Raw genomic sequence first — 26,654 nt, 5'->3', positions numbered from 1 at the left:
GCGAGCGCGGTCAGGCGGAGGCCAGGGCCTCCAGGTTGGCCACGGACTCCTTGACCGTCAGGCCCTGCGAGGTGAGCTCGTAGGTGCGCTCGCCGACGCCCATCTGGCACCGCACGCCCTGCGGCTGGACCTTCGGGTCGACCGCGGTTCCCTTCGGCACCTCCGCGGGCCAGCTGACCGAGCACACCGCGTCGTCGACCTTGACGAGCTCGGACGCCGCGCGGGTGACCCCGATGGCCGACGGCGCGACGGGCAGGGCGTCGGGCGCGAACAGGCCCGGGGCCTTGTCGAGCGCCGTGACCTGGGCGATCGCGGAGCCGTCCGCGGCGGCGTACACCCGGAAGGCACCCTGGGCGTCGAAGACGTCGTCGAGGCCGTCGGTGATCGCGGCCTCCTGCTTCTTGAGCGCACCGAGGTCGCCGAAGCGCTGGGCGAGGTCGGCCGGCAGCGTGCCGAGGTCGACGGCGACGAGCTGGTCGCCGATCTTGTCGGGGAGCGTCACCGGGCCGTCGGCTGTCGCGACCGGACCGCTCGCGGGTTCGGCCGACCCGACGTAGGTCGCCTCGGCGTCGTCGTCGCCCAGCTTGGGCACGAGCACCGTGAAGGCGAACACCCCGGCCAGGAGGACGACGCCGGCGACGGCGCTGATGACGGTGGTCCGTGGGTTGTCACGCATGACCTCGATCATCGCAGCCGACCGAAGGACCGCCTCGTCCGGTGCGCTCGCTACCCTCGGCAGGTGACTCAGGGTGCCCCGACGGACCGGCCCGCCGCCTCGCTGGTCGTGCGCACCACCGCCCTCGACGTCGACCGCCTCGCGACGCTCGTCGACCTGCTGCCCGCGACCGAGCCGGTGGCGTGGCTGCGCCGCGGCGAGGGCCTGGTCGGGTGGGGCTCCGCCGCCGGGGTCCGTACGACGGGCGCGCACCGCTTCGCCGACGCCGACGCCTGGTGGTCGGAGACGACGGCGCGGGCGGTCGTGCGCGACGACGTGGGCGAGCCGGGCTGCGGCCTGGTCTGCTTCGGCACGCTCGCCTTCGCCGATGACCCCGGCGACTCCAGCCTCGTCGTGCCCGAGGTCGTCGTCGGGCGCCGCGGCGACACCGCCTGGATCACCACGATCTCCGGCGGCGGGCTCGCCCCTGCCGCCGACCACCCCGAGCCGACCGACCCGCCGCCCGCCCCGGTCGGGCTGACCTACTCCGACGGTCACCGCAACGGCGACGAGTGGATGTCGGTCGTCGCCGACGCCGTCCGCCGCATCAACGCCGGCGACCTCGAGAAGGTCGTGCTCGCCCGCGACCTCGTGGCGACCGCCGACGCCGACGTCGACGTGCGGTGGCCGCTGCGACGGCTCGCGGCGTCGTACCCGACCTGCTGGACGTTCCACGTCGACGGCTTCTTCGGGGCCACCCCCGAGCTCCTGGTCCGCCGCGAGCGCGGGCTGGTGACGTCGCGGGTGCTCGCCGGCACCATCCGACGCACGGGCGACGACGCCCGCGACCTGATGCTCGCCGCCACCCTGGCGCGCTCCTCGAAGGACCTCGAGGAGCACGAGTACGCCGTACGCTCGGTCGTGGACCGGTTCGAGCCGCACTGCTCGTCGATGAACGTCCCCGAGGCGCCGTTCGTGCTGCACCTGCCCAACGTGATGCACCTGGCCACCGACGTCACCGGGGTCGTGCACGACGCCGGAACCGTCTCGTCGCTCGCCCTCGCCGCCGCCCTGCACCCCTCGGCCGCGGTCGGCGGCCATCCGACCTCGGTCGCGGTGGACCTGATCGCCGAGATCGAGGGCATGCCCCGGGGCCGCTACGCCGGACCCGTCGGCTGGATGGACGCGACCGGCGACGGCGAGTGGGGCATCGGCCTGCGCTCCGCCGTGGTGTCCGGGCCGACGGTGCGCCTGTTCGCCGGCTGCGGCGTCGTCGGCGACTCCGACCCCGAGTCGGAGCTGGCCGAGTCGAGCGCCAAGCTCGTCCCGGTGCGCGACGCCCTGGGCAGCTGAGTCGTCGGGAGACGACCGGCCGCGCCTGCAGGCCGGGATGTTACTGACCGTGCACCGACATCGACGACCTCAGTCGAGATCGGCGCCGTCGGCGAGGCGGGTGAAGCTCATCGCGTCGCGCAGCGCCAGGTTGGTCATGTGGGTGTCGACCATGCCGAGCGCGACCTCGCTGTAGACCCGGTCGTGGATGGCGAGGGTGCGCGGGGCGCCGACCTCGCGGACGAAGTCGACGGCCTCGCCGATCTTGAGCCAGGGCGCCGAGACCGGGGCGAGCAGCAGGTCGACCGGCTCGCCGGGGACGGTCAGGGAGTCGCCCGGGTGATAGACCGTGGTGCCGCCGACGTCGAGCAGGTAGCCGGAGTTGTCGAGGAGCGGGTAGTCCCGGTGGATGACGGCGTGCTTCTCGCCGACGACCCGCACCGGCAGGCCGACGTCGAGGACGTCGCCGGGTGCCACGACGTGCAGCCGGTCGGCGAGGTCGGGCGCCTCCGCAGCGATCACGTCGGCCACCGCCGCGATGGTGTGGATCTGCGCCGACGTGGCGCGCAGGTGATCGGCGTCGTAGTGGTCGGCGTGCTGGTGGGTGATCAGCACGACGTCGGCGCCGTCGACGGCCTCGCGCTCGGTGAACGAGCCGGGGTCCAGGACGATCCGCACGCCGGCGTGCTCGATGCGCACGCACGCGTGCCCGAACTTGGTGAGCCTCATGGACCCAACCTACGTAGTGTGGGGAGGTGACCGTTGCACGCCTGGCGGGGCCCGCCGAGGCCGAGCTGCTCGTCGACCTGCACGAGGCCTGCTGGCGTGAGGCGTACGCCGGCCTGATCGACCCCCCGATGATCGACCGGGTCTTCGCCGACCGGCCCGCGGCGCTCGCGCGGCGGCGCGCCCACCTGGCCGACCCGACGACGCCCACGTGGGTCGTCGAGCACGACGGACGTCTGGTCGGCTTCGCCACCGCTGGGCCGCCCCGCGACCTCGACCCGCCGGCCGGGCTCGAGCTGCGGGCGATCTACGCCCGGGCGTCCGTGTGGGGCACCGGCGTGGGGCGTGCGCTGCTGGCCGCCTCGATCGGCGACGCGGCGGCGTACCTGTGGGTGCTCGAGGGCAACGACCGCGCGGTCGGCTTCTACCGCCGGCAGGGGTTCGAGCTCGACGGCGCGACCGAGGAGCACGAGGAGGGGCTGCACCTACGCATGTGCCGGCCCGGGTGAGAGGCTGGGGTCGTGCTTGCGATCACCGGCTCGACCGGCGCCCTCGGCGGACTCGTCGCCGCGGCCCTGGCCGACCTGCGTCCTCGTCTGGTGGTCCGCGACCCGTCGCGGGCACCCGACCTCGGCCTCGACGTCTTCACCGCGACCTACGCCGACGAGACCGCCGCCACGGCCGCGCTCGAGGGGGTGGAGGTGCTGTTCATGGTCTCGGCCGCCGAGTCCGACCACCGCCGTCAGGAGCACCGGAGCCTCATCTCGGCCGCAGCCCGGGCCGGGGCGCGGCACGTCGTCTACACGTCGTTCGCCGGTGCCGCGCCCGACGCGACGTTCACGCTGGGACGCGACCACCACGACACCGAGGTGGCACTGGCCGAGAGCGGTATGGCGTTCACGGTGCTGCGCGACAACTTCTACCTCGACGTGCTGCCGTTCTTCGCCGGCGACGACGGCGCCCTGCGCGGGCCGGCCGGCTCGGGCGCGGTGGCCGGGGTCGCCCGGGCCGACGTCGCCGACGTGGCGGTCGCGGTGCTGAGCGACCCGGCCGCGCACGTCGGCGCGACCTACACGCTGACGGGTCCCGAGGCGCTCACCCTCGCCGAGGTCGCCGAGCGCGCCGGGGCTGCCACCGGGCGCCGGCTGCGCTACGAGCCCGAGACCCTCGAGGAGGCCTACGCCTCGCGACGCGCGGCCTACCCCGACGCCGAGCAGTACCAGCTCGACGCCTGGGTCAGCACCTACGTCGCGATCGCCGACGGGTCCTGCGCGACCGTGACCGACGACGTACGCCGGCTGGCCGGGCACGCGCCCCGCACCCTCGAGCAGACGCTGGCCCGGTAGTCCCACCGGCGGGACTACCGCGGGCCGGTCAGGCGGTCAGGTGGTGGACGTAGCACCAGCGCCAGTCCTCGCCGGGCTCGGCGGACTGCATCACCGGGTGGGTCGTCTCGTGGAAGTGGGCCGTGGCGTGCCGGTCGGGTGAGGAGTCGCAGCAGCCGACGTAGCCGCACTGGAGGCACTGGCGCAGGGCGACCCAGCGGTGACCGGCGGCGACGCAGTCCGGGCAGGTGCCGTCGGTGCGGGTCTCCACGACCGGGTGGGCCTCGAGGTGCTCGCACTCCTCGCCCGGACGGCGTACGGAGGAGGTGCGCAGGTCGGCGCGCTCCTGGGTGGCCCGGTCGAGCATCGACTCCTCGACGTCGAGCATCGCGAGGACCTCGGCGACCACGACCGAGGGCGTGGTCCCCTGGGAGCGGATCTCGAGGACCCGGGCGCGCTCGGCCTCGATCATCGCCAGCCGGATCCGGCCGTAGACCTCGCTCGGGGTCTCCTCGTCGGCGGTGGTGCCGAGCCGCTCCCAGGCGGCGAAGTTGCGCTGCTCGGTGCGCTGCTTGATCAGCGAGACGACACCGTGCACGTCGTCGACGTCGGTCTTCCTGAGGTAGCCGAACCCGGCCTTGGACGCCTGCTGCAGCAGCGTCGCCCGCGCCAGCGCGTCGTCCATCGGGTCGGGTGACGGCACGTCGAGGCGGCGGGCCAGCACCGGCAGCGACAGGCCCTGGATGATGAGGGTCCCGGCCACGACGGTGAACGCGATCAGCAGCAGCACCTCGCGGTGCTCGGTCCCCTCGGGGATGACGAAAGCCGCCGCGAGCGTCACGACACCGCGCATGCCGGCCCAGCCCAGCAGGAACGTGTACGACGGGGGCGACGGCGTACCGGTGTCGGGGTCGGGGCCGGGCCGCACGAGCAGGTAGCGCGCCGGGAAGACCCAGATCAGGCGCAGGGCGATGACGGCGACCAGGCACAGGCCGCAGACCAGGGCGATCCGGCCGCCCGACAGGGTGCTCTTGCCGACGTCGCCGAACAGGATCTCGGCCTGCAGCCCGATGAGCAGGAACACGGCGTTCTCGAGGACGAAGGCGATGGTGCGCCAGTTCATCCGGTCGGCGATGCGGCTCTGCGCGGTCTGCAGGATCGGCGCCTTGTGACCCAGCAGGAGTCCGGCGACCACGACGGCGATGACGCCGGAGGCGTGGACCTCCTCGGCGGCGACGTACGCCGCGAACGGGACGACGAGCGAGATCGCGGTGTCCATCAGGGAGTCCTCGAGGTGGCGACGCACCCGGGCGACGAGGAGGTAGATGGCCAGGCCGATCAGGACGCCGCCACCGGCGGCGCGCACGAAGTCGAACGCGACGCTCAGCGCGGTCACGTCGCCGTGGTGGTCGGCGGCCAGCCCGCCCGCCGCGATGGCGGTGCGGAGGGCGACCAGCGCGGTCGCGTCGTTGAGCAGCGACTCGCCCTCGAGGATCGTGGTGATCCGGCGGGGCAGCCCGATCCGTCGGCCGACCGCGGTGGCGGCCACCGCGTCGGGCGGGGCGACCACGGCGCCGATCGCGAACGACGTCGCCCACCCGATGTCGGGCACCAGGGTGTGCACCAGCAGCGCGATCCCGGCCGCGGTGAAGATGACCAGGCCCACCGACAGCAGCAGGATCGGCCGCCGGTTGGCGTTGAAGTCGACCAGCGACGTCTGGATCGCGGTGGCGTAGAGCAGCGGGGGCAGCAGCCCCAGCAGCACGACGTCGGCCTCGAGGTTGATCTGCGGCGTGAACGGGAGGTAGGACGCCCCCGCACCCGCGACGATCAGGACCAGGGGTGCCGGGATGTCCACGCGGTCGGCCAGGGCCGTGACGACCAGGACACTGACGGCGAGCACGACCAGCAGCAGCGCGACCTCCACGCGACCAGTCTGTCCTACCCCGCCCCCACTGCGGCGGGTCAGCCGCCGTTGCGGCTCTTGTCGATCGCGTCGGCGACCGCCTGGAACGCGTTGGTGTAGTCGGTGATCGGCAGACCGGCGACCCCGGCGTTGACGTCGAGGGTCGTCTTGGCGGTCCGGTCGATCTTGTCGTAGGCGCGCAGGATCCGGGAGCTCTCGACGAGGAACGCGTCGACCTCGGTCTGCACGGGAGCGAGGTCGAGGCCGCGGACGGCCACGTCGAGGTCCTTCACGGCGGACCGCATCTTGCGCGCGGCGGCCCGGGCCCTCGCGGGGTTGTCGCTGGTGGACGCGGCCTGCAGGTCCTTGCCGCCGTCGCCGAACGCGGTGGAGAACGTCAGCAGCGCGCTCGTGTAGCCGGCGGCGGCCTCGTCGGAGACCTTCCCGTCCGGTGCGGGATCGACGGTCTCGGACGTCGGGTCCTGGGTGGGCACGGGGTCGCTGCTGGGGTCGCTGCTGGGGTCGGTGGTGGGGTCGGACGTCGGGTCGGTGCTCGCGTCGGCCGAGGTGGAGCCGTCGGACCGCTGGTCGGCGCTGTCGGTGTCGTCGCCGTTGGTCAGCACCAGCGCGAGGACGACGGCCACCACGATCGCCAGGACCGTGCCGCCGACCCCGAGCAGGATCGGGAGCCGGGACGTCTTCGGCGGCGTGGGCGACCAGCCGGGCTGCTGCCCGTAGCCCTGCTGGGGGTAGCCGGCCGCGTAGGCCGGCTGGCCCGGCTGCGCCTGCTGGTAGGGCTGCGCCGGCGGCGGGTACGTCGGCTGTCCGAAGGGCGCCTGTCCGTACGGTGCCTGTCCGGGTGCCTGGCCGGGCGCCTGGTACGGCGCCTGGCCCGGGCCGCGCTGGCGGCGTACGTCGTGCTCGCCGACCCGGCCCAGGGCGAACCCGAGCACCGCGACCACCCAGCGCGCGGCGGCCGGATCGGTGCCACGCTCCTGACCCAGCCGGTCACCGGTCGCCTCGATCGCGCGTGCGGGGTCGGTGCCCGCGTCGAGCGCCTGGACCAGCCCCCGGTGGGCGCCCCGGCGCACCGCGTCGACGACGAGCTCGACCTCGTCCGGGGACGCCCCGGTGGGGGCGAGCAGGCCGCGCAGGCGGTCGGGGTCGTCGAGGACGCCGCGACCCCACTGCTGACCGAGGGAGTAGAGGGTGTCGTGGAGCTCCATGGCCGAGATCGTAGGCGGGTCAGGACGGGTCGGGTCGCAGGGTCCGGATCCGGGCGTCGAGCGCGCGGCGGTCGTCACGGCGGACCCGGGCCTCGACGACCTCGATACCGCCGTTGGGGGCGGCCAGGGCCTGCTCGAGCTGGGGCAGCGAGTCGACCGCCAGGTGGGGCGTGCGGGTCGCGGCGCACAGCGCGGCGAGGTCGACCCCGTGCGGGGTGCCGAACAGGGTCTCGAAGCGGTCGGCGTGCTCGGGGGCGCCCTGCTCGAGCATCGAGAAGATCGACCCGCCGTCGTCGTTGACGACCACGATCATCAGGTCGGGCCGGGCCTCGCGGGGCCCCAGGACCAGCCCGTTGCTGTCGTGGAGGAACGTCACGTCGCCCATCAGCGCGACGGTCGCGCCCTCGTGTCCCCCCGCGACCCGCCCGAGCGCGGCCCCGATCGCGGTCGAGACCGTGCCGTCGATGCCGGCCAGGCCGCGGTTGGCGACGACCTTGCGTCGTTCTCCGACCGGCGTGGGCCGCGCCATCAGGTCGAGGTCGCGCACCGGGCTCGAGGCACCCACGACCAGCTGCATGCCGGGGGCGATGGCCCGTGAGACCGCGCCCGCGACGTCGTACGGCGTCAGCGCGGGCTCGGCGGCGAGCAGCGCGTCGAGCTGTCGCGAGACGGAGCGGTCGGCAGCGCGCCACTCCTCGAGCCACGCGGGGTCGTCGCGCTCCGCGGTGTAGCCGGGCGCCTCGTGGGCGACGGGGTAGGACCGCTGGTTCCACGCGCCGCGCGCCGGCACCGAGCAGACCTCGACGTCGGCACGCGCCAGGAGCCGGCTGACCGGCCGCGACAGGGTCGGGCGGCCGAGCACGACGACCCGCTGGATGCGCGCGCCGAGGTCGCCGTCGAGGAGCAGGCGGTAGCAGCGCAACGCGTGGTCGCCGGTGCGCGCGCCCGACGACGGCTCGGCCAGCAGCGGCCACCCGGCGCCCTCGGCGAGCCGGCGGGCGGCGGGGCCGGCGTCGTCGCCGGCGACCACGACGGTGCGGGGCCCGAGCGGCAGCACGACGAGGGCCTCGTCGGGCCACGACATCGACCACCCCGAGGACGCCTCCGGCCGCCAGGTGTCGGTCGGCAGCAGCGGGTCGTCGAGCTGCACGTTGAGGTGCACCGGTCGGTCGAGGTCGTCACCGAGGTCGAGCGGGGTGGGCCGCGAGAGGTCGTGGGTCGGCAACAACGACCCGAAGATCCCGACCTGGTCGGTGGTCTGGTTGGCGTCGGTGCCGCGCAGCCGGCCCGGACGGTCGGCGGTCACGAACGCGACCGGCAGGGCGCAGTGCGCGGCCTCGAGGGCGGCGGGGTGCAGGTTGGCGACGGCGGTGCCGGAGGTGCAGATCACCGCCGTACGCCGGTGGCTGCGGGCCAGCCCGACGGCCAGGAAGCCGGCGGACCGCTCGTCGGTGCGGGTGTGCAGGACGAGCACGCCCGCCTGCGCTGCGTCATAGGCCGCGAAGGACAGCGGCGCGTTGCGGCTGCCTGGCGCCACGACGACGTCGGTGACGCCGGCGTCGATCAGCTGTTGCAGCACGTCGCGCGCGAGCTCGGTCGCACTCATCGCCCCACCTCCTCCAGTCGACGTTGCCACCACGCCACCCGGTCGGGGGCCGCCGCCAGCCGGTCGAGCGCGGCCGGGTCGACGACGGGCGCGCCGACCGGCAGCGCCCCGTCGACCGGCAGCAGCGGGGCGACCGCGACGTCGTCGGTGAGCAGCTGCACGGTCGCCAGGCCGCAGGCGTAGGGCAGCGCGGGCAGGGCCGCGGCCAGGGCGAGGCCGGCGGCGATGCCGACCGACGTCTCGAGGGCGCTGGAGACGACCACCGGCAGGCCGATGTCCTCGGCGATCCGCAGGCACGCGCGCACCCCGCCCAGCGGCTGCACCTTGAGCACGGCGACGTCGGCCGCCTCCAGGTCGCGCACCCGGTAGGGGTCGGCGGCGCGACGGATCGACTCGTCGGCGGCGATCCGTACGCCGACCCGGCGGCGGACCAGGGCGAGGTCCTCGACGGAGGCGACGGGCTGCTCGGCGTACTCCAGGCCGCCCGCGGCGCGCTCGAGCAGCGCGATCGCCCGCACCGCCTCGTCGACCGACCAGCCGCCGTTGGCGTCGACACGGATCGCACCGTCGGCGCCGAGCGCGTCGCGCACGGCCTCGAGCCGCGCCTGGTCCTCGGCGAGCGTCTGGCCGGGCTCGGCGACCTTGACCTTGGCGGTCCGGCAGCCACCGGCGAGCACGATCGCGTGCGCCTGCTCGGGCCCGACCGCCGGGACGGTCACGTTGACGGGGACGCTCGCGCGCAGCGAGGCGGGCCAGTCGCCGGCCGCGGCCTCACGGGCGCACGCCAGCCAGGGTGCGGCCTCGGCGGCGTCGTACTCGACGAAGGGGCTCCACTCCCCCCACCCGGCGGTGCCCTCGACGAGGACCACCTCGCGGGTGGTGATGCCGCGGAAGCGCGTGCGCATCGGGATCGCCAGCACCCTCATCCGGTGGCCCTCGCCCTCAGCGAGACGAGGTCGGGCTTGCCGTTGGGCAGCAGCGGGATCTCGTCGACCACGACGACCTGGCGCGGCGCCCACGACCGCGGGTGGGCGGCGGCGACCCAGTCGCGGAGCTCGGCCTCGGTGACGTCCGGCTGTCGAGCCTGTCGGGACACGAAGGCGACCAGCCGGTTGCCCCACTCCTCGTCCGGTACGCCGACGACCTCGGCCGCCGCGACCAACGGGTGCTGGCGCAGCCGTGCGGCGACCGCCGGGCCGGGCACGTTGACGCCCCCGCTGACCACCACGTCGTCGAGGCGGCCCAGCACCTGCAGCCGCCCGTCGTCGTCGATCCGGCCCGCGTCGGCGGTGAGGAACCACCCGTCGACCAGGCTCTGCGCGGTCAGCTCGGGCTCGCCCTCGTAGCCGTCGAACAACGTCGGCCCGCCGATCCGGATGCGTCCGTCGACCCCGACCGTGACGGCCACGCCGTCGAGGGGCACGCCGTCGTAGACGCAGCCCCCCGCGGTCTCGGCCATGCCGTAGGTCGCCACGACCCGGACGCCGGCCTCGCCCGCCCGCGCGCGCAGCCCCGGGTCGATCGGACCGCCCCCGAGCAGCACCGTGTGGGCCCGGCGCAGGGCGGCGACGTCGCCGGGCGAGTCGAGCATGCGGTGCAGCTGGGTGGGCACCAGGCTGGTGAACCAGCCGTCGCCGGCCGGCCAGCCGTCGCCGGTCCAGGGCTCGTGGCCCGCGACCAGCGAGCGCGCCACGACCTGCACGCCGGCGACGTACGACGGGGGCAGCTTGAGCACCCACAACCCCGTCCCGCCCAGCCGGCGCTCGGTGGCCTCGACCGAGGCCAGCACCGCCCGCCGCGAGAGGCGCACCCGCTTGGGCGCACCCGACGACCCGGACGTCTCGACCACGAGCGGGTCGGGCTCCCCCGGCGCCTCGAGCCACGCGTGCAGGTCCACGGCCCGAGGCTACGGGCCGCCGACGGTGATCGAGCCGTCCGGGGCGCGCTGGCCCGCCGGGCGCGTCGAGATCCAGGGGCCGACAGGTCGAGTCGACCTCTCGGCTGCGGGCGTCTCGACTCGCGGTGACTCCGTCCCCGCGGCTCGACGACCGTGGGGTGACTCCGTCCCCGCGGCTCGACGACCGTGGGGTGACTCCGCCCCCGCGGCTCGACGACCGTGGGGTGACTCCGTCCCCGCGGCTCGACGACCGTGGGGTGACTCCGCCCCCGCGGCTCGACGACCGTGGGGTGACTCCGTCCCCGCGGCTCGACGAGCGTGGGGTGACTCCGTCCCCGCGGCTCGACGACCGTGGGGTGACGCCGTCCCCGCGGCTCGACGCGCGTGGGGGGCGACGCGGCTGGTTGAATCACCCCTCGTGGCGACAGCAGCGCAGTGGGTCCAGGGAGCACGTCCGCGGACCCTGCCGGCGGCGGTGGCGCCGGTCCTGGCCGGCACCGGCGTGGCGGCGTACGACGGCACGGCCGGCGACGCGGTCTGGTGGAAGGCGCTGCTGGCCCTGGTGGTGAGCCTGGCGCTGCAGGTCGCGGTCAACTACGCCAACGACTACTCCGACGGCATCCGCGGCACCGACGACGTGCGGGTCGGCCCGATGCGCCTGGTCGGCTCGGGCGCCGCGCCGGCGGGTGCGGTCAAGCGTGCCGCGTTCCTGGCCTTCGGCGTCGCCGGGGTCGCCGGCCTCGCCCTGGCCGCCACGACGGCGTGGTGGCTGCTCGCCGTCGGCCTCGTCAGCGTGCTGGCCGCGTGGTACTACACCGGCGGCGCCAAGCCCTACGGCTACCTCGGCCTGGGCGAGGTCATGGTCTTCGTGTTCTTCGGCCTGGTCGCGGTCGTCGGCACCACCTACGTGCAGACCGAGCGGTGGTCGTCGGCCGCCCTCGCCGCCGGTGTCGGGATCGGTGCCCTGGCCTGCGCGATCCTCGTGGTCAACAACCTGCGCGACATCCCCACCGACCGCGAGGCCGGCAAGCTGACCCTCGCCGTACGCCTCGGCGAGCGGCGCACGCGCCTGCTGTACGCCGCCCTCGTCGTCGCCGCCGCGGTGGCGGTCGTCGTGGTCGCGGCGCTCACCACGTGGTGGGCGCTGGTCGGCCTCGGCTTCCTGGTGCTGGGCGGGCGCGGCGTCGCCATCGTGCAGGGCGGGGCGACCGGGCCGGGGCTGATCCCGGTGCTGCAGACCACCGGCATCGCCGAGCTGGCCTGGGCGGCGCTGGTCGCCGGCGCGCTCGTCCTGGCCTGAGCCGGCAGCCTGGCTCACGGCGTACGGTCACGGCATGAAGTTCCTCGTGCTGCTCGTGATCATCGGCGCCGTGATCGCCGCCTACCAGTTCCGCGTCCAGATCCTGTCGAGGGTGCTGGGTCAGCCGGAGAGCCGGATCAAGCGCCAGCTCGAGCGCCGCAAGAACCGACCGTAGGCCGGTTCAGGCCGGTCGGGTCGAGTCAGGACTGGTCGTCGGCGTCCTCGCGGGCACGCCGCTCCTCGAACGCCGCCGTCGCGCGCCCGGCGCGCTCCTCGACGTGGCGCGCGAGCCGCTCGCGGGGCCCGGAGAGCACGAAGTAGGAGCCGATGCCGCTGAGCACGAAGGCGATCAGGAACGTCAGTCCCAGCGCGGCCCTGTCGGTGATCAGCAGCCACGCACCGGTGACGGCACCCCAGGTCAGCAGGAACAACCCGAGCCGCAGCGCGGTGTAGATGACGAAGTCCTTCACCGGGACAGGGTAGCCGCCGCCCCCGGCGACCCGAGACGGCCACGACGTGACCAGGTGGGCTCTACATTGGAGGGGTGCTGAGGTTCCTGTTCGTGCTCGTCCTCTTCGGAGTGGCGATCTATCTCCTCGTGCGCGTCTTCCAGGAGCGCGGGATGATGCCCGAGCGCCCGGCGCGCCCCCAGCGCCCCACGCCGCCGCCGTCGATCGCCCCCGACGACGACGAGGACTTCCTGCGCGACCTCGACCGCAAGCGGTTGAACCCCGAGGACCCGGACTGATCTGTCCGTCCGAGGAACGAGGACGGACTGCATCAGTCCGGTCCTGATGGTGGTCGAGCGTCCGGGTCGCCGACCGCGCTCGCGCGGGCGCGAACCGGCGTCGAGACCTGGTGAGCGACACGTCGGCTCGACCGGCGACCGGCCCCGCCCGTCGCCCTCGCTACTCGTCGAGCCGGACGACCTGCACGGTCGACTCGCCCGCGGCGTAGGAGTGCTGCGAGCTGGTCGAGAAGTAGTTGATGCCGATGAAGTTGAACCACAGGGTCGCCATGCCGACGACGGCCAGGATGGCGGCGTTGCGGCCCTTCCAGCCGGCCGTGGCGCGGGCGTGCAGGTAGGCGGCGTAGACGACCCAGGTGATGAACGCCCAGACCTCCTTGGGGTCCCAGTTCCAGTAGCGAGACCAGGCCTCGTGCGCCCAGATCGGGCCGGTGATGAGGACCGCGAAGGTCCACACCGGGAAGGCGAAGGCGTGCACCCGGTAGGCCGTGCGGTCCAGGACCGCCAGGGACGGCACCCGGGAGCCCGGGGCGGCGGCCGCGTCGCCGCCGCGGCGCAGCTTGACGAGGTAGACGATCGACAGCAGGCCGCCGATCGTGAAGGCGCCGGTCGCGATCACCGCCGAGACGACGTGGATCACCAGCCAGTAGGAGTCGAGCGCCTCGGTGAGCGGCGCGACGGCGGAGTGCAGCCAGATCACCGCGACCATCAGCACCGACACGACGAAGCCGAGCACCAGCGGCGCCATCCAGGCCAGGGCGAAGCGGCGCACGAGGACCAGCCAGATCACGGCCACCACGAAGGTGCCCGAGACGGTGAACTCGTACATGTTGCCCCACGGCACCCGGTTGGGGCTGGCGGCCATGCCCCGGCCCAGCAGGGCGACGAAGTGGGCCGCGACGGCGATGCCGGTCAGCAGCAGCCCGAGCCGGCCGAGGAACGCCGTACGACGCTCGCGCGCCTCGGCGGCGTCGTCGTCACCCTCGCGCACGGCCAGGGCCACACCGCCGGAGCGGTCGGCCTCGGCGGCCACCGACGCGGACACGACCTGGCGTACGGCGGCCCACTCGGCGAGGAACACGAGCAGGGCCAGGAAGTAGACGACGCCGGCCGCGCCGATCGCCTGGTTGCTGAGCGACTCCCATCCGGTGTTGGTCATCGGGACTCCTTCGGGCCTGGACGGCCTGGGCGTTCGGGGCGTTCGGGGGTGCGGTGCAGGGAATCGGCTTGGAGCTCGGCCACGATCACGTCGAGGACGTCGGCCAGGTCGGCTCCACCCGAGCGGTCGAGCAGCGCCACCTCCACCATGGTGGCACCCCCCGGGAAGCCGTCCTCACCCCTGCCGTGGTCGGGGCCGTCGTCGGGCCCGCCGTCGGGACCGCCGTCGGGACCGCCGTCGGGGCCGCCGGGGAGCCGGCGCACTCGCACCCACACCCGTCGCGGCCGCAGGAACAGCGATCCGCACAGGCCGATGAGCGCGAGCACGACCCCGGCGAGCGCGACCCGCTTGCCGGGCGACTGGCTGATCTGGACGCGCACCCAGGGCTGGACGCCGTCGAAGCTGACCGTCCCCAGGCCGTCGGGGAGCGTCTTGGTCTCGCCGATGGCGATGTCGAGGCGCAGCTGCTTGCCGTCGGCCTTCTCGACCGGGGTCGCCTTGGTGGTGTCGAGCGAGTAGACCGACTGCGGGACGCCGTCGTCGAGCCCGAGGTCACCGGTCCACACGTTCATCGAGATCAACGGGTTGCCCAGGGCGGGGAAGACGGTGACGGGGTTGGGGATGTCGGGGTTGTCGCTGTCGGCGAGGGCGAAGGTCGGGTAGAGCAGGCCCTCGAGGCCGATCTCGCCGGGCTCGCCGTCGGCCTTCGTGGCTCCCGGCGCCTTGACCACGCCGAAGGACAGGAACGAGGGGTCCTGCGGGAGGAAGATCGTGGGGCCGCGGTAGGCGACGTTGCCGGCGCCGTCCTTGACGGTGATGATCGGCGCGTAGCCGTGACCGATCAGGAAGACGTCGGTGTCGCCGATGCTGAGCGGGTGGTTGACCCGCAGGTCGTAGGTCTTCTTCTCGCCGCCGATGCCCTCGCGATAGGTCAGCCCCGCCTTGAACTCGCGGGCGGTGCCGGCGCCGGAGCCCTTGGTCAGCCAGGTGATGCCGAAGTCGTCGACGGTGAACGAGAAGGGGTCGAAGTCGTCGGCCCCGAACCCGCTGCCGGGGTTGAAGTCGTCGTAGGCCCCGCCGACGTTGGCGAACGTGCCGCCCTTGAGGTTCTGGCCCGGGTCGCCGGCCAGCACGATCACGCCGCCCTGGTAGCCGAGGACGGACCCCACAGCGAACCCGACGAGCACGACGATGACCGACAGGTGGAACAGCAGGTTGCCGACCTCGCGCAGGTAGCCCTTCTCGGCGCTGACGGCGTCGTCCTGCCCCAGCCGCAGCCGGTAGCGGCGCGAGCCGAGCACGCGCTCGGCGCGGGCGAGCACCTCGGCCGGGCTCAGGTCGGTCGTGTACGACGTGTGGTCGGGCAGGCGGGACAGGTTGCGCGGGGCGAGGGGCGGCTTGGCCCGGATCGCGCGGACGTAGACGAAGGTGCGCGGGATGATGCAGCCCACGAGCGAGATCATCAGCAGCAGGTAGATCGCCGAGAACCATGCCGAGTCGTAGACCGAGAACAGGCTCAGCCGCTCGTAGACGGGCGTGAGGCCGGGGTGGGCGACCTTCCACTGCGTGACCTTCAGGGCGTCGACGCCCTCCTGCGGGATCACCGACCCGGGCACGGCGGCCAGGGCGAGCACGAGCAGCAGGATCAGCGCGGTGCGCATCGACGTCAGCTGGCGCCAGCCCCAGCGGGCGAGCTCGCGGGGGCTGAGCTCGCCGGCGCGGCGGTCGCCGGGCTCGGTCGCCGGGCGCTGGTCGAGGTCGGTCACACCGCCACCGTGAACCCGCCGACGAGGCGCACCTGCACCCACTGCACCACGTAGTCCCAGTAGCCGGTGACCAGCAGCAGCCCGACGACGACGAGCATCGCGCCGCCGACGCGCATCACGACCTGCTGGTGGCGGCGTACGAACGACAGGGCCCGCAGGGAGCGGGCGTAGAACAGGCCGGCCACGATGAACGGCACGCCGAGCCCGAGCGCGTAGGCGCCCGACAGCACGGCCCCGCGCGCAGCCGTCGCGTCGGTGTAGGTGAGGCCGATGATGACGCTGTAGGTCGGGCCGATGCAGGGCGCCCAGCCCAGGGCGAAGAGCGCGCCGATCAGCGGGGCGGCGCCGAGGCCGACCGCCGGGATCTTGTGGATGCGCCAGTCGCGCTGCAGCCACGGCACGACGCCCGCGAAGACGAGACCGAGCAGGATCAGCACGAACCCCATCACGAAGGTGATCTGGTCGCTCCAGCCGCGCACCGAGGGGCCGATGCCGCCGACCGTGGTACCGATGAGCACGAAGACCACCGTGAAGCCGAGCACGAACAGCACCGAGCCGAGCAGCATCCGTCCGCGGCGGCGCGAGGCCTCACCGGCGGCGAGGTCGGCGCCGGTCAGTCCGGTGGCGTAGGAGAGGTAGCCCGGGAGCAGCGGGATCACGCAGGGGCTGAAGAACGACACCAGTCCCGCGACGGCGGCCAGCGGCAGGGCCAGGGCCAGCGACCCGCTGGCGGCCTGCTGCCCGAAGAAGTCACCCATCGGTGGGCACGTTCGCAGGGCTCGGGGAGCTCGCGGGGGGAGGGTCCTCGGCCCCGACCTCGTCGACGAGGTCCTCGAGCGTGGCGATGCTCTTGACCTCGCCGGTCACCAGGGCGGCGACGCGACCCTTGCGGTCGAGCACGTAGGTCGTCGGCGGCGCGGTCGGTGCGTAGCGTCCGAGCGCCAGGATCTTGTCGCCCTCGTCGGCGATGGTCGGGTAGGTGATGCCGTGGGTGCGCTCGAAGATGCGCCCGTTCTCGAGGTCGGTCTCCTTGAAGCTGAGCCCGACGAACTCGGCGTCGATGTTCTCCGAGGCCTCCTGCAACCGGGGCGCCTCGGTGATGCAGGGGGCACACCACGAGCCCCACACGTTGAGCACGACGACCTGACCACGGAAGTCGGCCAGGTCGATCGGGTCGCCCTCGAGCGTCGAGCCCGAGATCTCGACCGCCCCCTCGCGGTCGGAGGGGTCGATCTGCACGACCCTGCCGTCGCCCGTGATGACGTCGTCGTCGGTCCCCTTCAGGCCGCTGCACCCGGCCAGCAGGAACGGGCCGAGCAGCGCGAGCAGGACGAGACGGCGGGTCATCACGTGGGCTTCTTCTCCTCCGGCGCACCGCCGGCCGAGAACGGCGCGTTCTTGTCGCCGACCGGGATCAGGTCACCGGCCGGCTCGCTGTAGGCGACCTGGGTGACCTTGTCACCGACGAAGTGCAGCGAGGTCACCGAGCACAGCGTGCACTGGCGGTGGCGCGGGTCGTGGAGGTAGGAGCGCTTCTCGACGTGGGCGCGGGTGATCCACACGGGCAGCTGGTGGGAGACGATCACCGCCTCGTGGCCCTCGGCGCGCTCGCGGGCCTCGGCCACGGCCGCGGTCATCCGCTGGACGATCTCGACGTAGGGCTCGCCCCACGAGGGCCGGAAGGGGTTCCACAGGTGGCGCCACTGAGCGGGGTTCTTGAGGCCGTTGGAGCCGGACCCGAAGCCGAGACCCTCGAACTTGCTCCAGGACTCGATGACGCGGGGGTCCAGGACCGGCTCGAGGCCGCGGGCCCTCGCCAGCGGCGCGGCCGTCTCCTGGGCGCGCTCGAGCGGCGAGGACACCAGGTGCACGATGTCGCGGTCGCGGAGCGTCTCGGCGACCCGCTCGGCCATCGTCGTGCCAAGCGCGGACAGGTGGAACCCCGGGCGGCGGCCGTAGAGGACGCCCTCGGGGTTGTGCACCTCACCGTGGCGGACCAGGTGGACGATCGTGTCGGGGGTGCTCATCACGGCTCCTGCGTCTGGGCTCGGGCGGCGGCGGTCGCCGCGCCCGGGAGGGCGTCGAGGATCACCTGGACCGCACGGTCGTCGTGTGCCGCGGAGACGAACCACGCCTCGTACGCCGACGGCGGGAGGTAGACGCCCGCGTCGAGCATCGCGTGGAAGAAGGCGGCGTAGGCGGCCGAGTCGGTGCGCGAGGCCGCCGCGAAGTCGCGGACCGGCCCGTCGCACAGGAACACCGAGAACATCGTGCCGGCGGACTGGATCGTGTGGGTCACCCCGGCGGCGGTCAGCGCGGTGGTGACGGCGTCCTTGAGCGTGGTGCCGACGGCGTCGAGGTGGGCGTAGACCTCGTCGGTCGCCCGTTGCAGCGTGGCCAGGCCGGCGGTGGTGGCGACCGGGTTGCCGGAGAGCGTGCCCGCTTGGTAGACGGGCCCCTCGGGCGCAAGCATCGACATCACGTCGGCGCGACCGCCGAACGCCGCGGCCGGGAAGCCCCCGCCCATCACCTTGCCGAAGGTCATCAGGTCGGGCACCCAGCCCTCGACGGCGCCGTCGATGCCCCAGTAGCCCTGGCGGCTGGCCCGGAAGCCGGTCATCACCTCGTCGCTCACGAAGAGCGCGCCGTGGGCCCGGCAGGTCTCGGCCAGGAAGGCGTTGAAGCCCGGCTCGGGCGGCACCACGCCCATGTTGCCGGGGGCGGCCTCGGTGAACAGGCAGGCGATGCGGTCGCCGTGCTCGGCGAAGGCGGCGGTGACCGCGGCCCGGTCGTTGTAGGGCAGGACGAGGGTCAGCGCCGTCGAGCTGGCGGGGACGCCGGGGGTGCCGGGCACCGCGAACGTGGCCAGGCCCGAGCCCGCCGAGGCGAGCAGCGCGTCGACGTGGCCGTGGTAGCACCCGGCGAACTTCACGACGACCTCGCGGCCGGTGAACCCACGGGCCAGGCGCAGCGCCGACATGGTCGCCTCGGTGCCCGAGGAGACGAACCGGACCCGCTCGACCGGCGTACGCGCCACGATCTCCTCGCCCAGGGCCAGCTCGGGCTCGGTGGGGGCGCCGTACGACGTGCCGCGGGCGACCGCGGCCTGCACGGCGGCCTGGACCTCGGGGTGGGCGTGACCCAGGAGCATCGGGCCCCAGGAGCCGACCAGGTCGACCAGCTCGTTGCCGTCGGCGTCGGTGAGCCACGCCCCGGAGGCGGAGCGGATGAAGCGAGGTGTGCCGCCGACGGCGTTGAACGCGCGGACGGGCGAGGACACCCCACCGGGGATCACCGACCGGGCTCGCTCGAACAGGGCCTGCGAGGCGGGCTGGTCGGAGGGGCGGACGGTCACTCCCTCATTGTCGCCGAGACCTGGTCGAACCGACGACCTGGGTGCTCACCCCGGTGGGCCCGGCACCTGGTCCGGCTACCCACGCACAGGTGAGGCGGGCCCGCCGGTGCGGGGGTTTGACTTCGCACGACCGCGGGTAGCAGTGGGCCCGGTCACATCGACGTGTGACGACCGTAACCACCAGTGACATCATTCGTTGGGTTCGCAGGGCGCCATGGGGTCCGAAGTCCGCCGAGCAGCACTCAGGAGTAGACATGTCCACCTCGCGATTCAGCCGGGTCCAGAGGGCCGTGGCCATCGTGCCCCTGGCGCTGCTCTCGGCGGCGTGGACCGCCAGCCTGACCAACACCGCCTCCCCCCTGCCCGGAGTGTCGGCCGCCGCGGACCGGACCGACGGCGCCACCCTGCCCGACGGCACGAGCGTGCCGACCCAGGCCATCGAGGCCCCGGCCTCGGTCTCCAGCAGCGACGACCTCACCGGGTCCGTCGGTGGACCGGGGGTCCGCGGCGACGCCAAGCAGATCGTGGCGACGTCCTCCACCAACGGCATCCCCTCCGCGGCCCTGGCCGCCTACCAGCGCGCCGAGACCGTCATCAACGCCGCCGACGCCTCCTGCCACCTGAAGTGGCAGCTGGTCGCCGCCATCGGTCGCGTCGAGTCCGACCACGGCCGCTACGACGGCAACGCGCTCAATGCGAGCGGCGTCGCCAAGCCCGGCATCTATGGTCCCGCCCTCAACGGCAAGGCCAAGACCTCGCTCATCCGCGACACCGACGCCGGGCAGTACGACAAGGACAAGGCCTACGACCGCGCGGTCGGGCCGATGCAGTTCATCCCCTCGACCTGGTCGGTCGTGGGCGTCGACGCCGACAACGACGGCGTACGCAACCCCCAGGACATCGACGATGCCGCCCTGGCCACCGCCGTCTACCTCTGCTCCGGCACCGACGACCTCGCCACGCTGCCGGGCCAGCGCGCCTCGGTCTTCCGCTACAACCACTCGAAGGCCTACGTCGACCTCGTCCTGTCGATCATGGACGCCTACCTCGACGGCGACTTCACCTCCGTGCCCAACGACACCCGGGCCGCCGGCTACCTCGAGCCCGACCCCACCTACATCCCGCCCAAGACCCCTGGCGGCAGCGGCAACAACGGCGGTGGCAGCACCAGCTCGGGCGGCGGCACCGGCTCCTCCTCGGGCGGCGGTGGCGGCGGCACCCAGCCCCCGTCGAACGACCCGACCGACGACCCCGACGACCAGCCGACCAACGAGCCCAGCGAGGGCCCGACGAACACCCCGACCAGCGTCCCGTCGCTCCCCCTCCCGTCCATCGACGTGCCCACCCTCCCGCCGACCGGCATCGACCCGGTCGACGAGGTCCTCACCCGCGCCCAGGCGATCCTCCAGTGCACCCTCGACGGCAAGATCGACAACCCGCTGCGCAACGACGACCCGTTCGACAAGTGCGTCAAGGACTACATGACCAAGGGCTGACCCCCTGGTCACGTCGTACGCCGGTCACCGCCGCCAACGCCGGGCGGTGACCTGGCGACCGAACGTCGACCCAAGAAGGTCGCCAGCTCACCGCCCGACGACAAGACGCGGCTGGAGACTGCAGAACCCTGCGGCGGTCTCGAGGCTCGGCGCTAGCGCGCCTCACACCTCGACCGGCGTGGGGGCAGGTCTCGAGGCTCGGCGCTGGCGTGCCTCGCACCTCGACCGACGTGGGACGTAGCGGCCGGCCTAGAGCCGGGGGGCGACCTCGGCCGCCCAGTAGGTCAGCACGACGTCGGCACCGGCGCGGCGGATCGAGAGCAGCGTCTCGAGGATGGCGGCGTCGCGGTCGATCCAGCCGCGGGCGGCGGCGGCCTCGACCATGGCGTACTCCCCCGAGATGTTGTACGCCGCCACGGGGACGTCGACCGCGTCACGCACCCGGCGCAGCACGTCGAGGTAGGCCAGGGCCGGCTTGACCATGACGATGTCCGCGCCCTCGGCGACGTCGAGCAGCGCTTCCCGGACGCCCTCACGGGCGTTGCCGGAGTCCTGCTGGTAGGTCCGGCGGTCGCCGACGAGCGAGGAGTCGACGGCCTCGCGGAACGGCCCGTAGAAGGCGGAGGCGTACTTCGCGGAGTAGGCCAGCACCGCCACGTCGGTGTGCCCGGCCCCGTCGAGGGCCTCGCGGACGACCCGTACCTGGCCGTCCATCATGCCGCTCGGGCCGACCAGGTCGACCCCGGCGGCGGCCATGGCGCGCGCCATCTCGGCGTACACCGCGAGGGTGGCGTCGTTGTCGACCCGGCCGTCGGCACTCAGCACGCCGCAGTGACCGTGGTCGGTGAACTCGTCGAGGCACAGGTCGCCCATGACGGGCAGCGCGTCGCCGACCTCGGCGACCACGTCGGCGATCGCGCGGTTGAGGATGCCGTCGGGGTCGACCGCGCCCGAGCCGACGGCGTCCTTGTGCTCGGGGATGCCGTAGATCATGATCCCGCCCAGCCCTAGCCCGGCCGCCTCGGCGGCGGCGCGCCGCAGGGTGTCGCGCGTGTGCTGGACGACGCCCGGCATCGACGAGATCGGCCGCGGCTCGGTGAGGCCCTCGCCGACGAACACCGGCCACACGAGCTGGCGGGCCTCCAACGAGGTCTCGGAGACCATCCGGCGCAGGGCGGGCGTCGTCCGCAGCCGGCGCGGACGGACGACGGGTGGGGTGATGTCGTTCATGCCCTCATCGTCCTCCTTCGCTGCGACCGTGTCGGAGCACCCCGCACTTATTACACCCCGCACTTACTGACTGTCGTGCTCACTACCTGACGGCTACAGCCGTCAGCCAGTGGTCACGACAGTCAGTAAGTGCGCGACCGGACGGCTCAGGCCTTCGCCCGCGAGGATCGGCGGGCCGGCGGCTTGCGGTCCGACGGCTTGGTGACCGGCTCGCCCGCCTCGACCAGCGAGGCGCGGCGGGTGGCACCGAAGTCGGCCAGGGCGTCGACGAGCACGTCGATGTCGGGCGCCGAGGCGAGGACGTCGACGCGCAGGCCGTGCTCCTCCGCGGTCTTGGCGGTGGCCGGCCCGATCACGGCGATGATCGTCGAGGGGTGCGGCTTGCCGGCGATGCCGACGAGGTTGCGCACGGTCGAGGACGAGGTGAAGACGACCGCGTCGAAGCGGCCCGACTTGATCGCGTCGCGCACCGGCGCCGGCGGCGGGGTGGCCCGCACGGTGCGGTAGGCGGTGACGTCGTCGCACTCCCAGCCGAGGTCGACCAGGCCGGCGACGAGGGTCTCGGTGGCGATGTCGGCGCGCGGCAGGAAGACCCGGTTGATGGGGTCGAGGACCTCGTCGTACTCGGGCCAGTCCTCGAGCAGGCCGGCGGCGGACTGCTCACCCGACGGCACCAGGTCGGCCCGCAGGCCCCAGGCGGCGATGGCGGCGGCGGTCTTGTCGCCGACGGCGGCGATCTTGAGCCCGGAGAAGGCGCGGGCGTCGAGGCCGTACTCCTCGAACTTCTCGCGCACGGCCTTGACCGCGTTGACCGAGGTGAACGCGATCCACTCGTAGCGGCCCTCGACGAGGCCGCGGACGGCCTTGTCCATCTGCAGCGGGTTGCGCGGCGGCTCGACCGAGATGGTCGGCACCTCCTCGGGCACGGCACCGTGGCCGCGCAGGCCGAGCGACAGCGACGCCGCCTGGTCCTTGGTGCGGGGCACCAGCACGCGCCAGCCGAAGAGCGGCTTGGTCTCGAACCACGACAGCGACTGACGCAGGTCGACGACCTCGCCGACGACGACGATCGCGGGCGGGGTCATCCGGGCGGCCCGGGCGTCGGCGGCGATGTGGTCGAGGGTCGAGGTGACCGTCTGCTGCTCGGTGGTGGTGCCGACGCGGGTCATCGCGACGGGCGTCTCGCCGGAGCGGCCGGCGGTGACGAGCGCCTTGGCGATCTCACCGATCTGGCCGACGGCCGAGAGCAGCACCAGGGTGCGGCCGTCGGCGTACTGGCTCCAGTCGACGCGGGTGGCGGCGTTGTCGCCGCAGGTCACGACGGCGACCTCGCGGTGGTCCTTGGTGGTCAGCGGGATGCCGGCGTACGCCGGGACCGCGCCGACCGACGAGACGCCGGGCACGATCTCGAAGCCGATGCCGGCCTTGGCGCAGGCCTGCGCCTCCTCGGGCCCCGAGGCGTAGAGGAACGGGTCGCCGGAGAGCAGGCGGACGACGCGCAGGCCGCGCTTGGCCTGCTTGATGACGACCTTGGCGCGGGCGGCGTGCGTCAGCGGCTGGCCGTCCTCGCCGAAGCCGCCGTCGACGAGCTCGGGTCCGGGCTGCGGGGCCGCCTCGACGATCTCGACGGTCTCGTCGTCGCTCGCCTCGACCTCGACGGGCGTCGGCAGGCCGAGGAGGGTGCGCACGAGGGTGGCGTGCTCGGGTAGCTCGGTGACCACGACGTCGGCCTGACGCAGCAGGTCGACGGCACGGACCGTCAGCAGGTCGGGGTCGCCCGGTCCGCTGCCGACGAACGACACCCAGGCACGGGCGATCCGGTCGGCGGCGGTCGTGGCGGTGGCGGCGTGGGTGCCGGTCGGGGTGGTCTTGGCTCGCGTCATGGCTGCACCTCTGGTGGTTCGTCTGTGGCTGGGTCCGCAGCTGGTGGGTCCAGCTGTCCTGCACCGTCGGCGAGCATGTCGCTCGCCAGCCGGTTCCCGACGCCGATGGCGTCGGCCGTGGCACCCGATGCGGACATCCGCACCGAGAGTGCCCCGTCGAGTGAGAGCGCCACGGCCCTCACCCACAGCTCGTCTCCGTCGTCGCCCTCGACGACGTCGGCCAGGGCCCCGATCGGGGCGGAGCAGCCGCCCTCGAGGGTGGCCAGCACCGCCCGCTCGGCCTGGACGGCGGCGCGGGAGCGGGGATCGTCGAGGCCGGCCAGCTCGGTGGCCAGCGCGTCGTCGCTGCGGCACTCGACCCCGAGCGCGCCCTGTCCGGGCGCGGGCAGCATCTGCAGCGGGTCGAGCACCTCGGTCACCTCGGCGAGGCGGTCGATGCGGGCCAGCCCGGCGCGGGCCAGGATCACCGCGTCGACCGTGCCGTCGTGGACCATCCGGACGCGGGAGTCGACGTTGCCGCGCACGCCGACGATCTCGAGGCCGAGACCGAGCGCGTGCAGCTGGGCGGCGCGGCGGGGCGAGCCGGTGCCGACCCGGCTGCCGACCGGCAGCTCGCCGAGGGTGAGGCCGTCGCGCGCGACGACGACGTCGCGGGGGTCCTCGCGCTCGGGCACCGCGGCCAGCGTGATGCCGGCGGCGGGCGCGGTCGGGAGGTCCTTGAGCGAGTGGACGGCGACGTCGACCCGCCCGTCGAGCAGTGCGTCGCGCAGCGCGCCGACGAAGACGCCGGTGTTGGACGCCGGGACGTCGGTGATCGGGGTGCCGGCGGCCTGGCTGCGGTCGCCGTCGGTGGTGATCTCTACGAGCTCGGTCTCACGACCCAGCCGGGTGCGGATCAGGTCGGCGACCTGGCCGGCCTGGGTCGTGGCCAGCAGGCTGCGACGGGTGCCGACGCGAACGGGGGCGCTCACGGCCGGTCCTCGCTGACGGCCGAGGAGCCGAGCAGGGGAGCCGACGACGGTCGCGGGGCGCCCGTGACGTCGGGTCGGGTGACGGCGTCGACGGCCTCGGGGTCGAGCGCGAACAGCTCGGCCAGGGCCCGCTCGTAGGACACGGCGCCCTGCTCGTTGGCGAGCTCCTTGACGCGGACGGTCGGCTCGTGGAGCAGCTTGTCGGCGACCCGGCGCACGGTGTGGCGGATCTCGGCGCGCGCGGCGTCGTCGAGCCGCGGCAGGCGCGACTCGAGGCGGGCCATCTCGGCGTCGACGACCGAGGTCGCCATCGAGCGCAGCGCGACCACGGTGGGGGTGACGCTGGCCTGGCGGCGGGCGGTCAGGAAGGCCGAGACCTCCTCGCCGACGATGCGGCGTACGTCGCTCACCTCGCCGGCGACGTCGCTGACGGCCAGGGCCTCGGAGAGCTCGCGCAACCCGATCAGCGTGACGCCCGGCAGCTCGGCGACGCTCGGCTCGACGTCGTGGGGCAGCGCGAGGTCGATGACCGACAGCGGGCGGGCGGGGTCGGCGAGTCCGGCGCGGGCCGCGGCGAGCATGTCGCGGGTGACCAGCACGCCGGTGGCACCGGTGCAGGTGATGACGACGTCGGCGTGGGCGAGCTCGCCGGGCAGGTCGACCAGGGCGACGGGGTGGGCGGCGTACTCGGCGGCGAGCCGGCGGGCCCGGTCGGGGGTGCGGTTGACGACGCTGACGTGGGCGGCACCGAGCCGGGTGACCGTCGCGGTCGCGAGGCCGGCCATCGAGCCGGCCCCCACGACGACGACACGGCCGCCGCGCACGGTGCCGGTGTCACCGGCCGCCGCGTCGGAGCGCTCGAGGGCGGCACTGACCAGCGTCGGGGCGACGCGGTCGATGCCCGTCTCGGCGCGCGACCGCTTGCCGACGCGCAGCGCCTGCTGGAACAGCGAGTTGAGGGCGGGCCCGACGCTGCCGACCTCCTGACCGACACGGAGGGCCTCGCGGGTCTGGCCCAGGATCTGCCCCTCGCCGACGGCCATCGAGTCGAGCCCGGAGGCGACCTGGAAGAGGTGGGCGACCGCGCCGTCGTCGTAGTGGACGTAGAGGTGGGGCACGAGCGCGTCGGCGCTCTGTCCGGCGCGGTCGACGAGCAGTCGCGACAGGGTCTCGATGCTGCCGTGGAACCGCTCGACCTCGGCGTAGACCTCGACGCGGTTGCAGGTCGCGACGACCGCGACCTCGTTGACGTGCTCGCACGACAGGGCGTCGGTGAGCAGCTTGTGGACGCCCTCGGGGTCGAGCGCGACCCGCTCGAGGACGGAGACGGGGGCGCTGTTGTGGGAGATGCCGACGACGAGCACGCTCATGCTGAGTTGGCCTTCCGCTGCTCGTGGTAGGCCAGGATCTGCAGCTCGATCGACAGGTCGACCTTGCGTACGTCGACCCCGTCGGGCACCACGATCACGGCGGGGGCGAAGTTGAGGATGCTGGTGATGCCGCAGGAGACCATCCGGTCGGCGACGTCCTGCGCGGCCCCGGCCGGGGCGGCGATGACGCCGATGGCGACCCCGTGGGTCTCGACGATCTCCTCGAGGTCGCCGAAGGGGCGTACGTCGACGCCCGCGACGACCTCGCCGTGGCGGCTCTCGTCGGCGTCGAGGAGCGCGACGACCCGGAACCCCCGGCTGCGGAAGCCGGAGTAGTTGGCCAGGGCGTGACCCAGGTTGCCGATGCCGACGATGACGACGGGCCAGTCCTGGGTGACGCCGATCTCGCGGGCGATCTGGTAGCGGAGGTAGTCGACGTCGTACCCGACGCCGCGGGTGCCGTAGCTGCCGAGGTAGGACAGGTCCTTGCGGAGCTTGGCGGAGTTGACGCCGGCCGCCAGCGCGAGCTCCTCGCTGGAGCAGGTGCGGATGCCGTCGTCGGCGAGCGTGTTGAGTGCCCGGAGGTAGACGGGCAGGCGGGCGACGGTCGCCTCCGGGATGTCCCGGGAGCTCTCGCTCGAACTGCGTGCAGTCACTGCTCTGCTTCCTAGCCGGCCCCTGGAGGAGGGCCACGGCTCGATCA

26 protein-coding genes are annotated in these 26,654 nt (G+C 73.7%); 7 read left to right on the top strand and 19 right to left on the bottom strand.

The genetic code is table 11. The features are described from left to right. Nucleotides 1-10 precede the first annotated feature (10 nt). Nucleotides 11-676 carry a hypothetical protein gene (locus FJQ56_RS19820; RefSeq protein ID WP_140011365.1) on the bottom strand — a complete coding sequence of 222 codons (666 nt, stop codon included), beginning with the start codon at nt 674-676 and terminating at the stop codon, nt 11-13. A gap of 63 nt (nt 677-739) precedes the next feature. Here FJQ56_RS19820 and FJQ56_RS19815 point away from each other — a divergent pair, with 63 nt between their 5' ends. Further along, complete coding sequence (locus FJQ56_RS19815) at nt 740-2,008, top strand: isochorismate synthase (RefSeq protein WP_140011364.1); 1,269 nt, start codon at nt 740-742, stop codon at nt 2,006-2,008. Between the two features lie 69 nt (nt 2,009-2,077). Here the strand turns inward: FJQ56_RS19815 and FJQ56_RS19810 are convergent, their stop codons facing one another. Continuing rightward, nucleotides 2,078-2,716: an MBL fold metallo-hydrolase gene (locus tag FJQ56_RS19810; RefSeq protein ID WP_140011363.1), complete on the bottom strand. Its 639-nt coding sequence runs from the start codon at nt 2,714-2,716 to the stop codon at nt 2,078-2,080. Nucleotides 2,717-2,742: 26 nt separating this feature from the next. On the opposite strand from FJQ56_RS19810, the gene FJQ56_RS19805 reads away from it, so the two are divergent. Both FJQ56_RS19805 and FJQ56_RS19800 read left to right on the top strand, forming a co-directional pair. Continuing rightward, on the top strand, nt 2,743-3,222 hold the full coding sequence (locus FJQ56_RS19805; RefSeq protein ID WP_140011362.1) for a GNAT family N-acetyltransferase: 480 nt from the start codon (nt 2,743-2,745) through the stop codon (nt 3,220-3,222). A gap of 12 nt (nt 3,223-3,234) precedes the next feature. Beyond that, nucleotides 3,235-4,059 (top strand): NAD(P)H-binding protein, encoded by an 825-nt coding sequence (locus FJQ56_RS19800; protein WP_140011361.1) that lies wholly within the window; start codon nt 3,235-3,237, stop codon nt 4,057-4,059. 28 nt (nt 4,060-4,087) lie between these two features. Here FJQ56_RS19800 and FJQ56_RS19795 read toward each other — a convergent pair whose 3' ends face one another. The 5 genes from FJQ56_RS19795 to FJQ56_RS19775 are packed head-to-tail and all read right to left on the bottom strand — an operon-like array spanning nt 4,088 to nt 10,673. Further along, entirely contained in the window at nt 4,088-5,965 is a 1,878-nt protein-coding gene (locus FJQ56_RS19795; protein WP_140011360.1) for a cation:proton antiporter domain-containing protein, read from the bottom strand. Nucleotides 5,966-6,003: 38 nt separating this feature from the next. Beyond that, nucleotides 6,004-7,170, bottom strand: coding sequence for a hypothetical protein (locus tag FJQ56_RS19790; RefSeq protein ID WP_140011359.1), 1,167 nt, complete (start codon nt 7,168-7,170; stop codon nt 6,004-6,006). A 19-nt stretch (nt 7,171-7,189) separates the two neighbouring features. Further along, the gene (gene menD, locus FJQ56_RS19785) at nt 7,190-8,776 is read right to left on the bottom strand and encodes a 2-succinyl-5-enolpyruvyl-6-hydroxy-3-cyclohexene-1-carboxylic-acid synthase (protein ID WP_140011358.1); all 1,587 of its coding nucleotides are present in this window, start codon (nt 8,774-8,776) and stop codon (nt 7,190-7,192) included. Next, a complete protein-coding gene (locus FJQ56_RS19780) occupies nt 8,773-9,702 on the bottom strand; it encodes an o-succinylbenzoate synthase (protein ID WP_140011356.1) in 930 nt (309 codons plus the stop codon). Before FJQ56_RS19780 ends, menD begins: the two co-directional genes overlap by 4 nt. Further along, entirely contained in the window at nt 9,699-10,673 is a 975-nt protein-coding gene (locus FJQ56_RS19775; RefSeq protein WP_140011354.1) for an AMP-binding enzyme, read from the bottom strand. The genes FJQ56_RS19780 and FJQ56_RS19775 overlap by 4 nt, the downstream gene beginning before the upstream one ends. 418 nt (nt 10,674-11,091) lie before the next feature. Here FJQ56_RS19775 and FJQ56_RS19770 point away from each other — a divergent pair, with 418 nt between their 5' ends. Then, nucleotides 11,092-11,973 (top strand): 1,4-dihydroxy-2-naphthoate polyprenyltransferase, encoded by an 882-nt coding sequence (locus tag FJQ56_RS19770; protein ID WP_140011352.1) that lies wholly within the window; start codon nt 11,092-11,094, stop codon nt 11,971-11,973. A gap of 34 nt (nt 11,974-12,007) precedes the next feature. After that, on the top strand, nt 12,008-12,148 hold the full coding sequence (locus tag FJQ56_RS22285; RefSeq protein WP_170215482.1) for a hypothetical protein: 141 nt from the start codon (nt 12,008-12,010) through the stop codon (nt 12,146-12,148). Between the two features lie 25 nt (nt 12,149-12,173). On the opposite strand, the gene FJQ56_RS19765 is transcribed toward FJQ56_RS22285, so the two are convergent. Then, nucleotides 12,174-12,443 (bottom strand): DUF4229 domain-containing protein, encoded by a 270-nt coding sequence (locus FJQ56_RS19765; protein WP_140011350.1) that lies wholly within the window; start codon nt 12,441-12,443, stop codon nt 12,174-12,176. Between the two features lie 74 nt (nt 12,444-12,517). On the opposite strand from FJQ56_RS19765, the gene FJQ56_RS19760 reads away from it, so the two are divergent. Continuing rightward, the gene (locus FJQ56_RS19760) at nt 12,518-12,721 is read left to right on the top strand and encodes a hypothetical protein (protein WP_211351269.1); all 204 of its coding nucleotides are present in this window, start codon (nt 12,518-12,520) and stop codon (nt 12,719-12,721) included. Between the two features lie 160 nt (nt 12,722-12,881). On the opposite strand, the gene ccsB is transcribed toward FJQ56_RS19760, so the two are convergent. Genes ccsB through hemL form a run of 6 tightly spaced genes read right to left on the bottom strand, consistent with a single transcriptional unit; the run spans nt 12,882 to nt 19,001 of the window. Continuing rightward, nucleotides 12,882-13,880: a c-type cytochrome biogenesis protein CcsB gene (gene ccsB, locus FJQ56_RS19755; RefSeq protein ID WP_140011348.1), complete on the bottom strand. Its 999-nt coding sequence runs from the start codon at nt 13,878-13,880 to the stop codon at nt 12,882-12,884. Further along, nucleotides 13,877-15,646, bottom strand: a complete 1,770-nt coding sequence (gene resB, locus FJQ56_RS19750; protein WP_246084269.1) for a cytochrome c biogenesis protein ResB — start codon at nt 15,644-15,646, stop codon at nt 13,877-13,879. Before resB ends, ccsB begins: the two co-directional genes overlap by 4 nt. Continuing rightward, nucleotides 15,643-16,404, bottom strand: coding sequence for a cytochrome c biogenesis CcdA family protein (locus tag FJQ56_RS19745; protein WP_140011346.1), 762 nt, complete (start codon nt 16,402-16,404; stop codon nt 15,643-15,645). Before FJQ56_RS19745 ends, resB begins: the two co-directional genes overlap by 4 nt. Further along, the gene (locus tag FJQ56_RS19740; RefSeq protein ID WP_140011344.1) at nt 16,397-16,993 is read right to left on the bottom strand and encodes a TlpA family protein disulfide reductase; all 597 of its coding nucleotides are present in this window, start codon (nt 16,991-16,993) and stop codon (nt 16,397-16,399) included. Before FJQ56_RS19740 ends, FJQ56_RS19745 begins: the two co-directional genes overlap by 8 nt. Next, nucleotides 16,993-17,673 carry a histidine phosphatase family protein gene (locus tag FJQ56_RS19735; RefSeq protein WP_140011342.1) on the bottom strand — a complete coding sequence of 227 codons (681 nt, stop codon included), beginning with the start codon at nt 17,671-17,673 and terminating at the stop codon, nt 16,993-16,995. Before FJQ56_RS19735 ends, FJQ56_RS19740 begins: the two co-directional genes overlap by 1 nt. Then, entirely contained in the window at nt 17,673-19,001 is a 1,329-nt protein-coding gene (gene hemL, locus FJQ56_RS19730; protein WP_140011340.1) for a glutamate-1-semialdehyde 2,1-aminomutase, read from the bottom strand. The genes FJQ56_RS19735 and hemL overlap by 1 nt, the downstream gene beginning before the upstream one ends. Before the next feature lie 254 nt (nt 19,002-19,255). On the opposite strand from hemL, the gene FJQ56_RS19725 reads away from it, so the two are divergent. After that, nucleotides 19,256-20,497, top strand: a complete 1,242-nt coding sequence (locus FJQ56_RS19725; protein WP_140011339.1) for a lytic transglycosylase domain-containing protein — start codon at nt 19,256-19,258, stop codon at nt 20,495-20,497. Nucleotides 20,498-20,746: 249 nt separating this feature from the next. On the opposite strand, the gene hemB is transcribed toward FJQ56_RS19725, so the two are convergent. The 5 genes from hemB to FJQ56_RS19700 form a co-directional block, all read right to left on the bottom strand. Continuing rightward, the gene (hemB, locus tag FJQ56_RS19720) at nt 20,747-21,727 is read right to left on the bottom strand and encodes a porphobilinogen synthase (protein ID WP_140011337.1); all 981 of its coding nucleotides are present in this window, start codon (nt 21,725-21,727) and stop codon (nt 20,747-20,749) included. Between the two features lie 146 nt (nt 21,728-21,873). Continuing rightward, entirely contained in the window at nt 21,874-23,610 is a 1,737-nt protein-coding gene (locus FJQ56_RS19715; RefSeq protein ID WP_140011335.1) for a bifunctional uroporphyrinogen-III C-methyltransferase/uroporphyrinogen-III synthase, read from the bottom strand. Then, complete coding sequence (gene hemC, locus FJQ56_RS19710) at nt 23,607-24,581, bottom strand: hydroxymethylbilane synthase (RefSeq protein ID WP_140011333.1); 975 nt, start codon at nt 24,579-24,581, stop codon at nt 23,607-23,609. The genes FJQ56_RS19715 and hemC overlap by 4 nt, the downstream gene beginning before the upstream one ends. After that, nucleotides 24,578-25,951 carry a glutamyl-tRNA reductase gene (locus tag FJQ56_RS19705; protein ID WP_140011331.1) on the bottom strand — a complete coding sequence of 458 codons (1,374 nt, stop codon included), beginning with the start codon at nt 25,949-25,951 and terminating at the stop codon, nt 24,578-24,580. The genes hemC and FJQ56_RS19705 overlap by 4 nt, the downstream gene beginning before the upstream one ends. After that, nucleotides 25,948-26,607 (bottom strand): redox-sensing transcriptional repressor Rex, encoded by a 660-nt coding sequence (locus tag FJQ56_RS19700; RefSeq protein ID WP_140011329.1) that lies wholly within the window; start codon nt 26,605-26,607, stop codon nt 25,948-25,950. The genes FJQ56_RS19705 and FJQ56_RS19700 overlap by 4 nt, the downstream gene beginning before the upstream one ends. Nucleotides 26,608-26,654: the final 47 nt, after the last annotated feature.

This window comes from Nocardioides plantarum (assembly GCF_006346395.1).
Classification (GTDB): domain Bacteria; phylum Actinomycetota; class Actinomycetes; order Propionibacteriales; family Nocardioidaceae; genus Nocardioides; species Nocardioides plantarum.
The sequence above is the reverse complement of the archived record's forward strand: the minus strand, read 5'-3'. Positions and strand labels throughout refer to the sequence as shown.

Excerpts from the sequence above, each read along its gene's own strand:
- FJQ56_RS22285 (WP_170215482.1), top strand. The coding sequence starts at position 12,008 with ATGAAGTTCCTCGTGCTGCTCGTGATCATCGGCGCCGTGATCGCCGCC.
- FJQ56_RS19780 (WP_140011356.1), bottom strand. The coding sequence starts at position 9,702 with ATGAGGGTGCTGGCGATCCCGATGCGCACGCGCTTCCGCGGCATCACC.
- FJQ56_RS19820 (WP_140011365.1), bottom strand. The coding sequence starts at position 676 with ATGCGTGACAACCCACGGACCACCGTCATCAGCGCCGTCGCCGGCGTC.
- FJQ56_RS19715 (WP_140011335.1), bottom strand. The coding sequence starts at position 23,610 with ATGACGCGAGCCAAGACCACCCCGACCGGCACCCACGCCGCCACCGCC.
- ccsB (WP_140011348.1), bottom strand. The coding sequence starts at position 13,880 with ATGACCAACACCGGATGGGAGTCGCTCAGCAACCAGGCGATCGGCGCG.
- FJQ56_RS19810 (WP_140011363.1), bottom strand. The coding sequence starts at position 2,716 with ATGAGGCTCACCAAGTTCGGGCACGCGTGCGTGCGCATCGAGCACGCC.
- FJQ56_RS19705 (WP_140011331.1), bottom strand. The coding sequence starts at position 25,951 with ATGAGCGTGCTCGTCGTCGGCATCTCCCACAACAGCGCCCCCGTCTCC.
- FJQ56_RS19740 (WP_140011344.1), bottom strand. The coding sequence starts at position 16,993 with ATGACCCGCCGTCTCGTCCTGCTCGCGCTGCTCGGCCCGTTCCTGCTG.
- hemB (WP_140011337.1), bottom strand. The coding sequence starts at position 21,727 with ATGAACGACATCACCCCACCCGTCGTCCGTCCGCGCCGGCTGCGGACG.
- FJQ56_RS19735 (WP_140011342.1), bottom strand. The coding sequence starts at position 17,673 with ATGAGCACCCCCGACACGATCGTCCACCTGGTCCGCCACGGTGAGGTG.
- menD (WP_140011358.1), bottom strand. The coding sequence starts at position 8,776 with ATGAGTGCGACCGAGCTCGCGCGCGACGTGCTGCAACAGCTGATCGAC.
- FJQ56_RS19745 (WP_140011346.1), bottom strand. The coding sequence starts at position 16,404 with ATGGGTGACTTCTTCGGGCAGCAGGCCGCCAGCGGGTCGCTGGCCCTG.
- FJQ56_RS19790 (WP_140011359.1), bottom strand. The coding sequence starts at position 7,170 with ATGGAGCTCCACGACACCCTCTACTCCCTCGGTCAGCAGTGGGGTCGC.
- FJQ56_RS19725 (WP_140011339.1), top strand. The coding sequence starts at position 19,256 with ATGTCCACCTCGCGATTCAGCCGGGTCCAGAGGGCCGTGGCCATCGTG.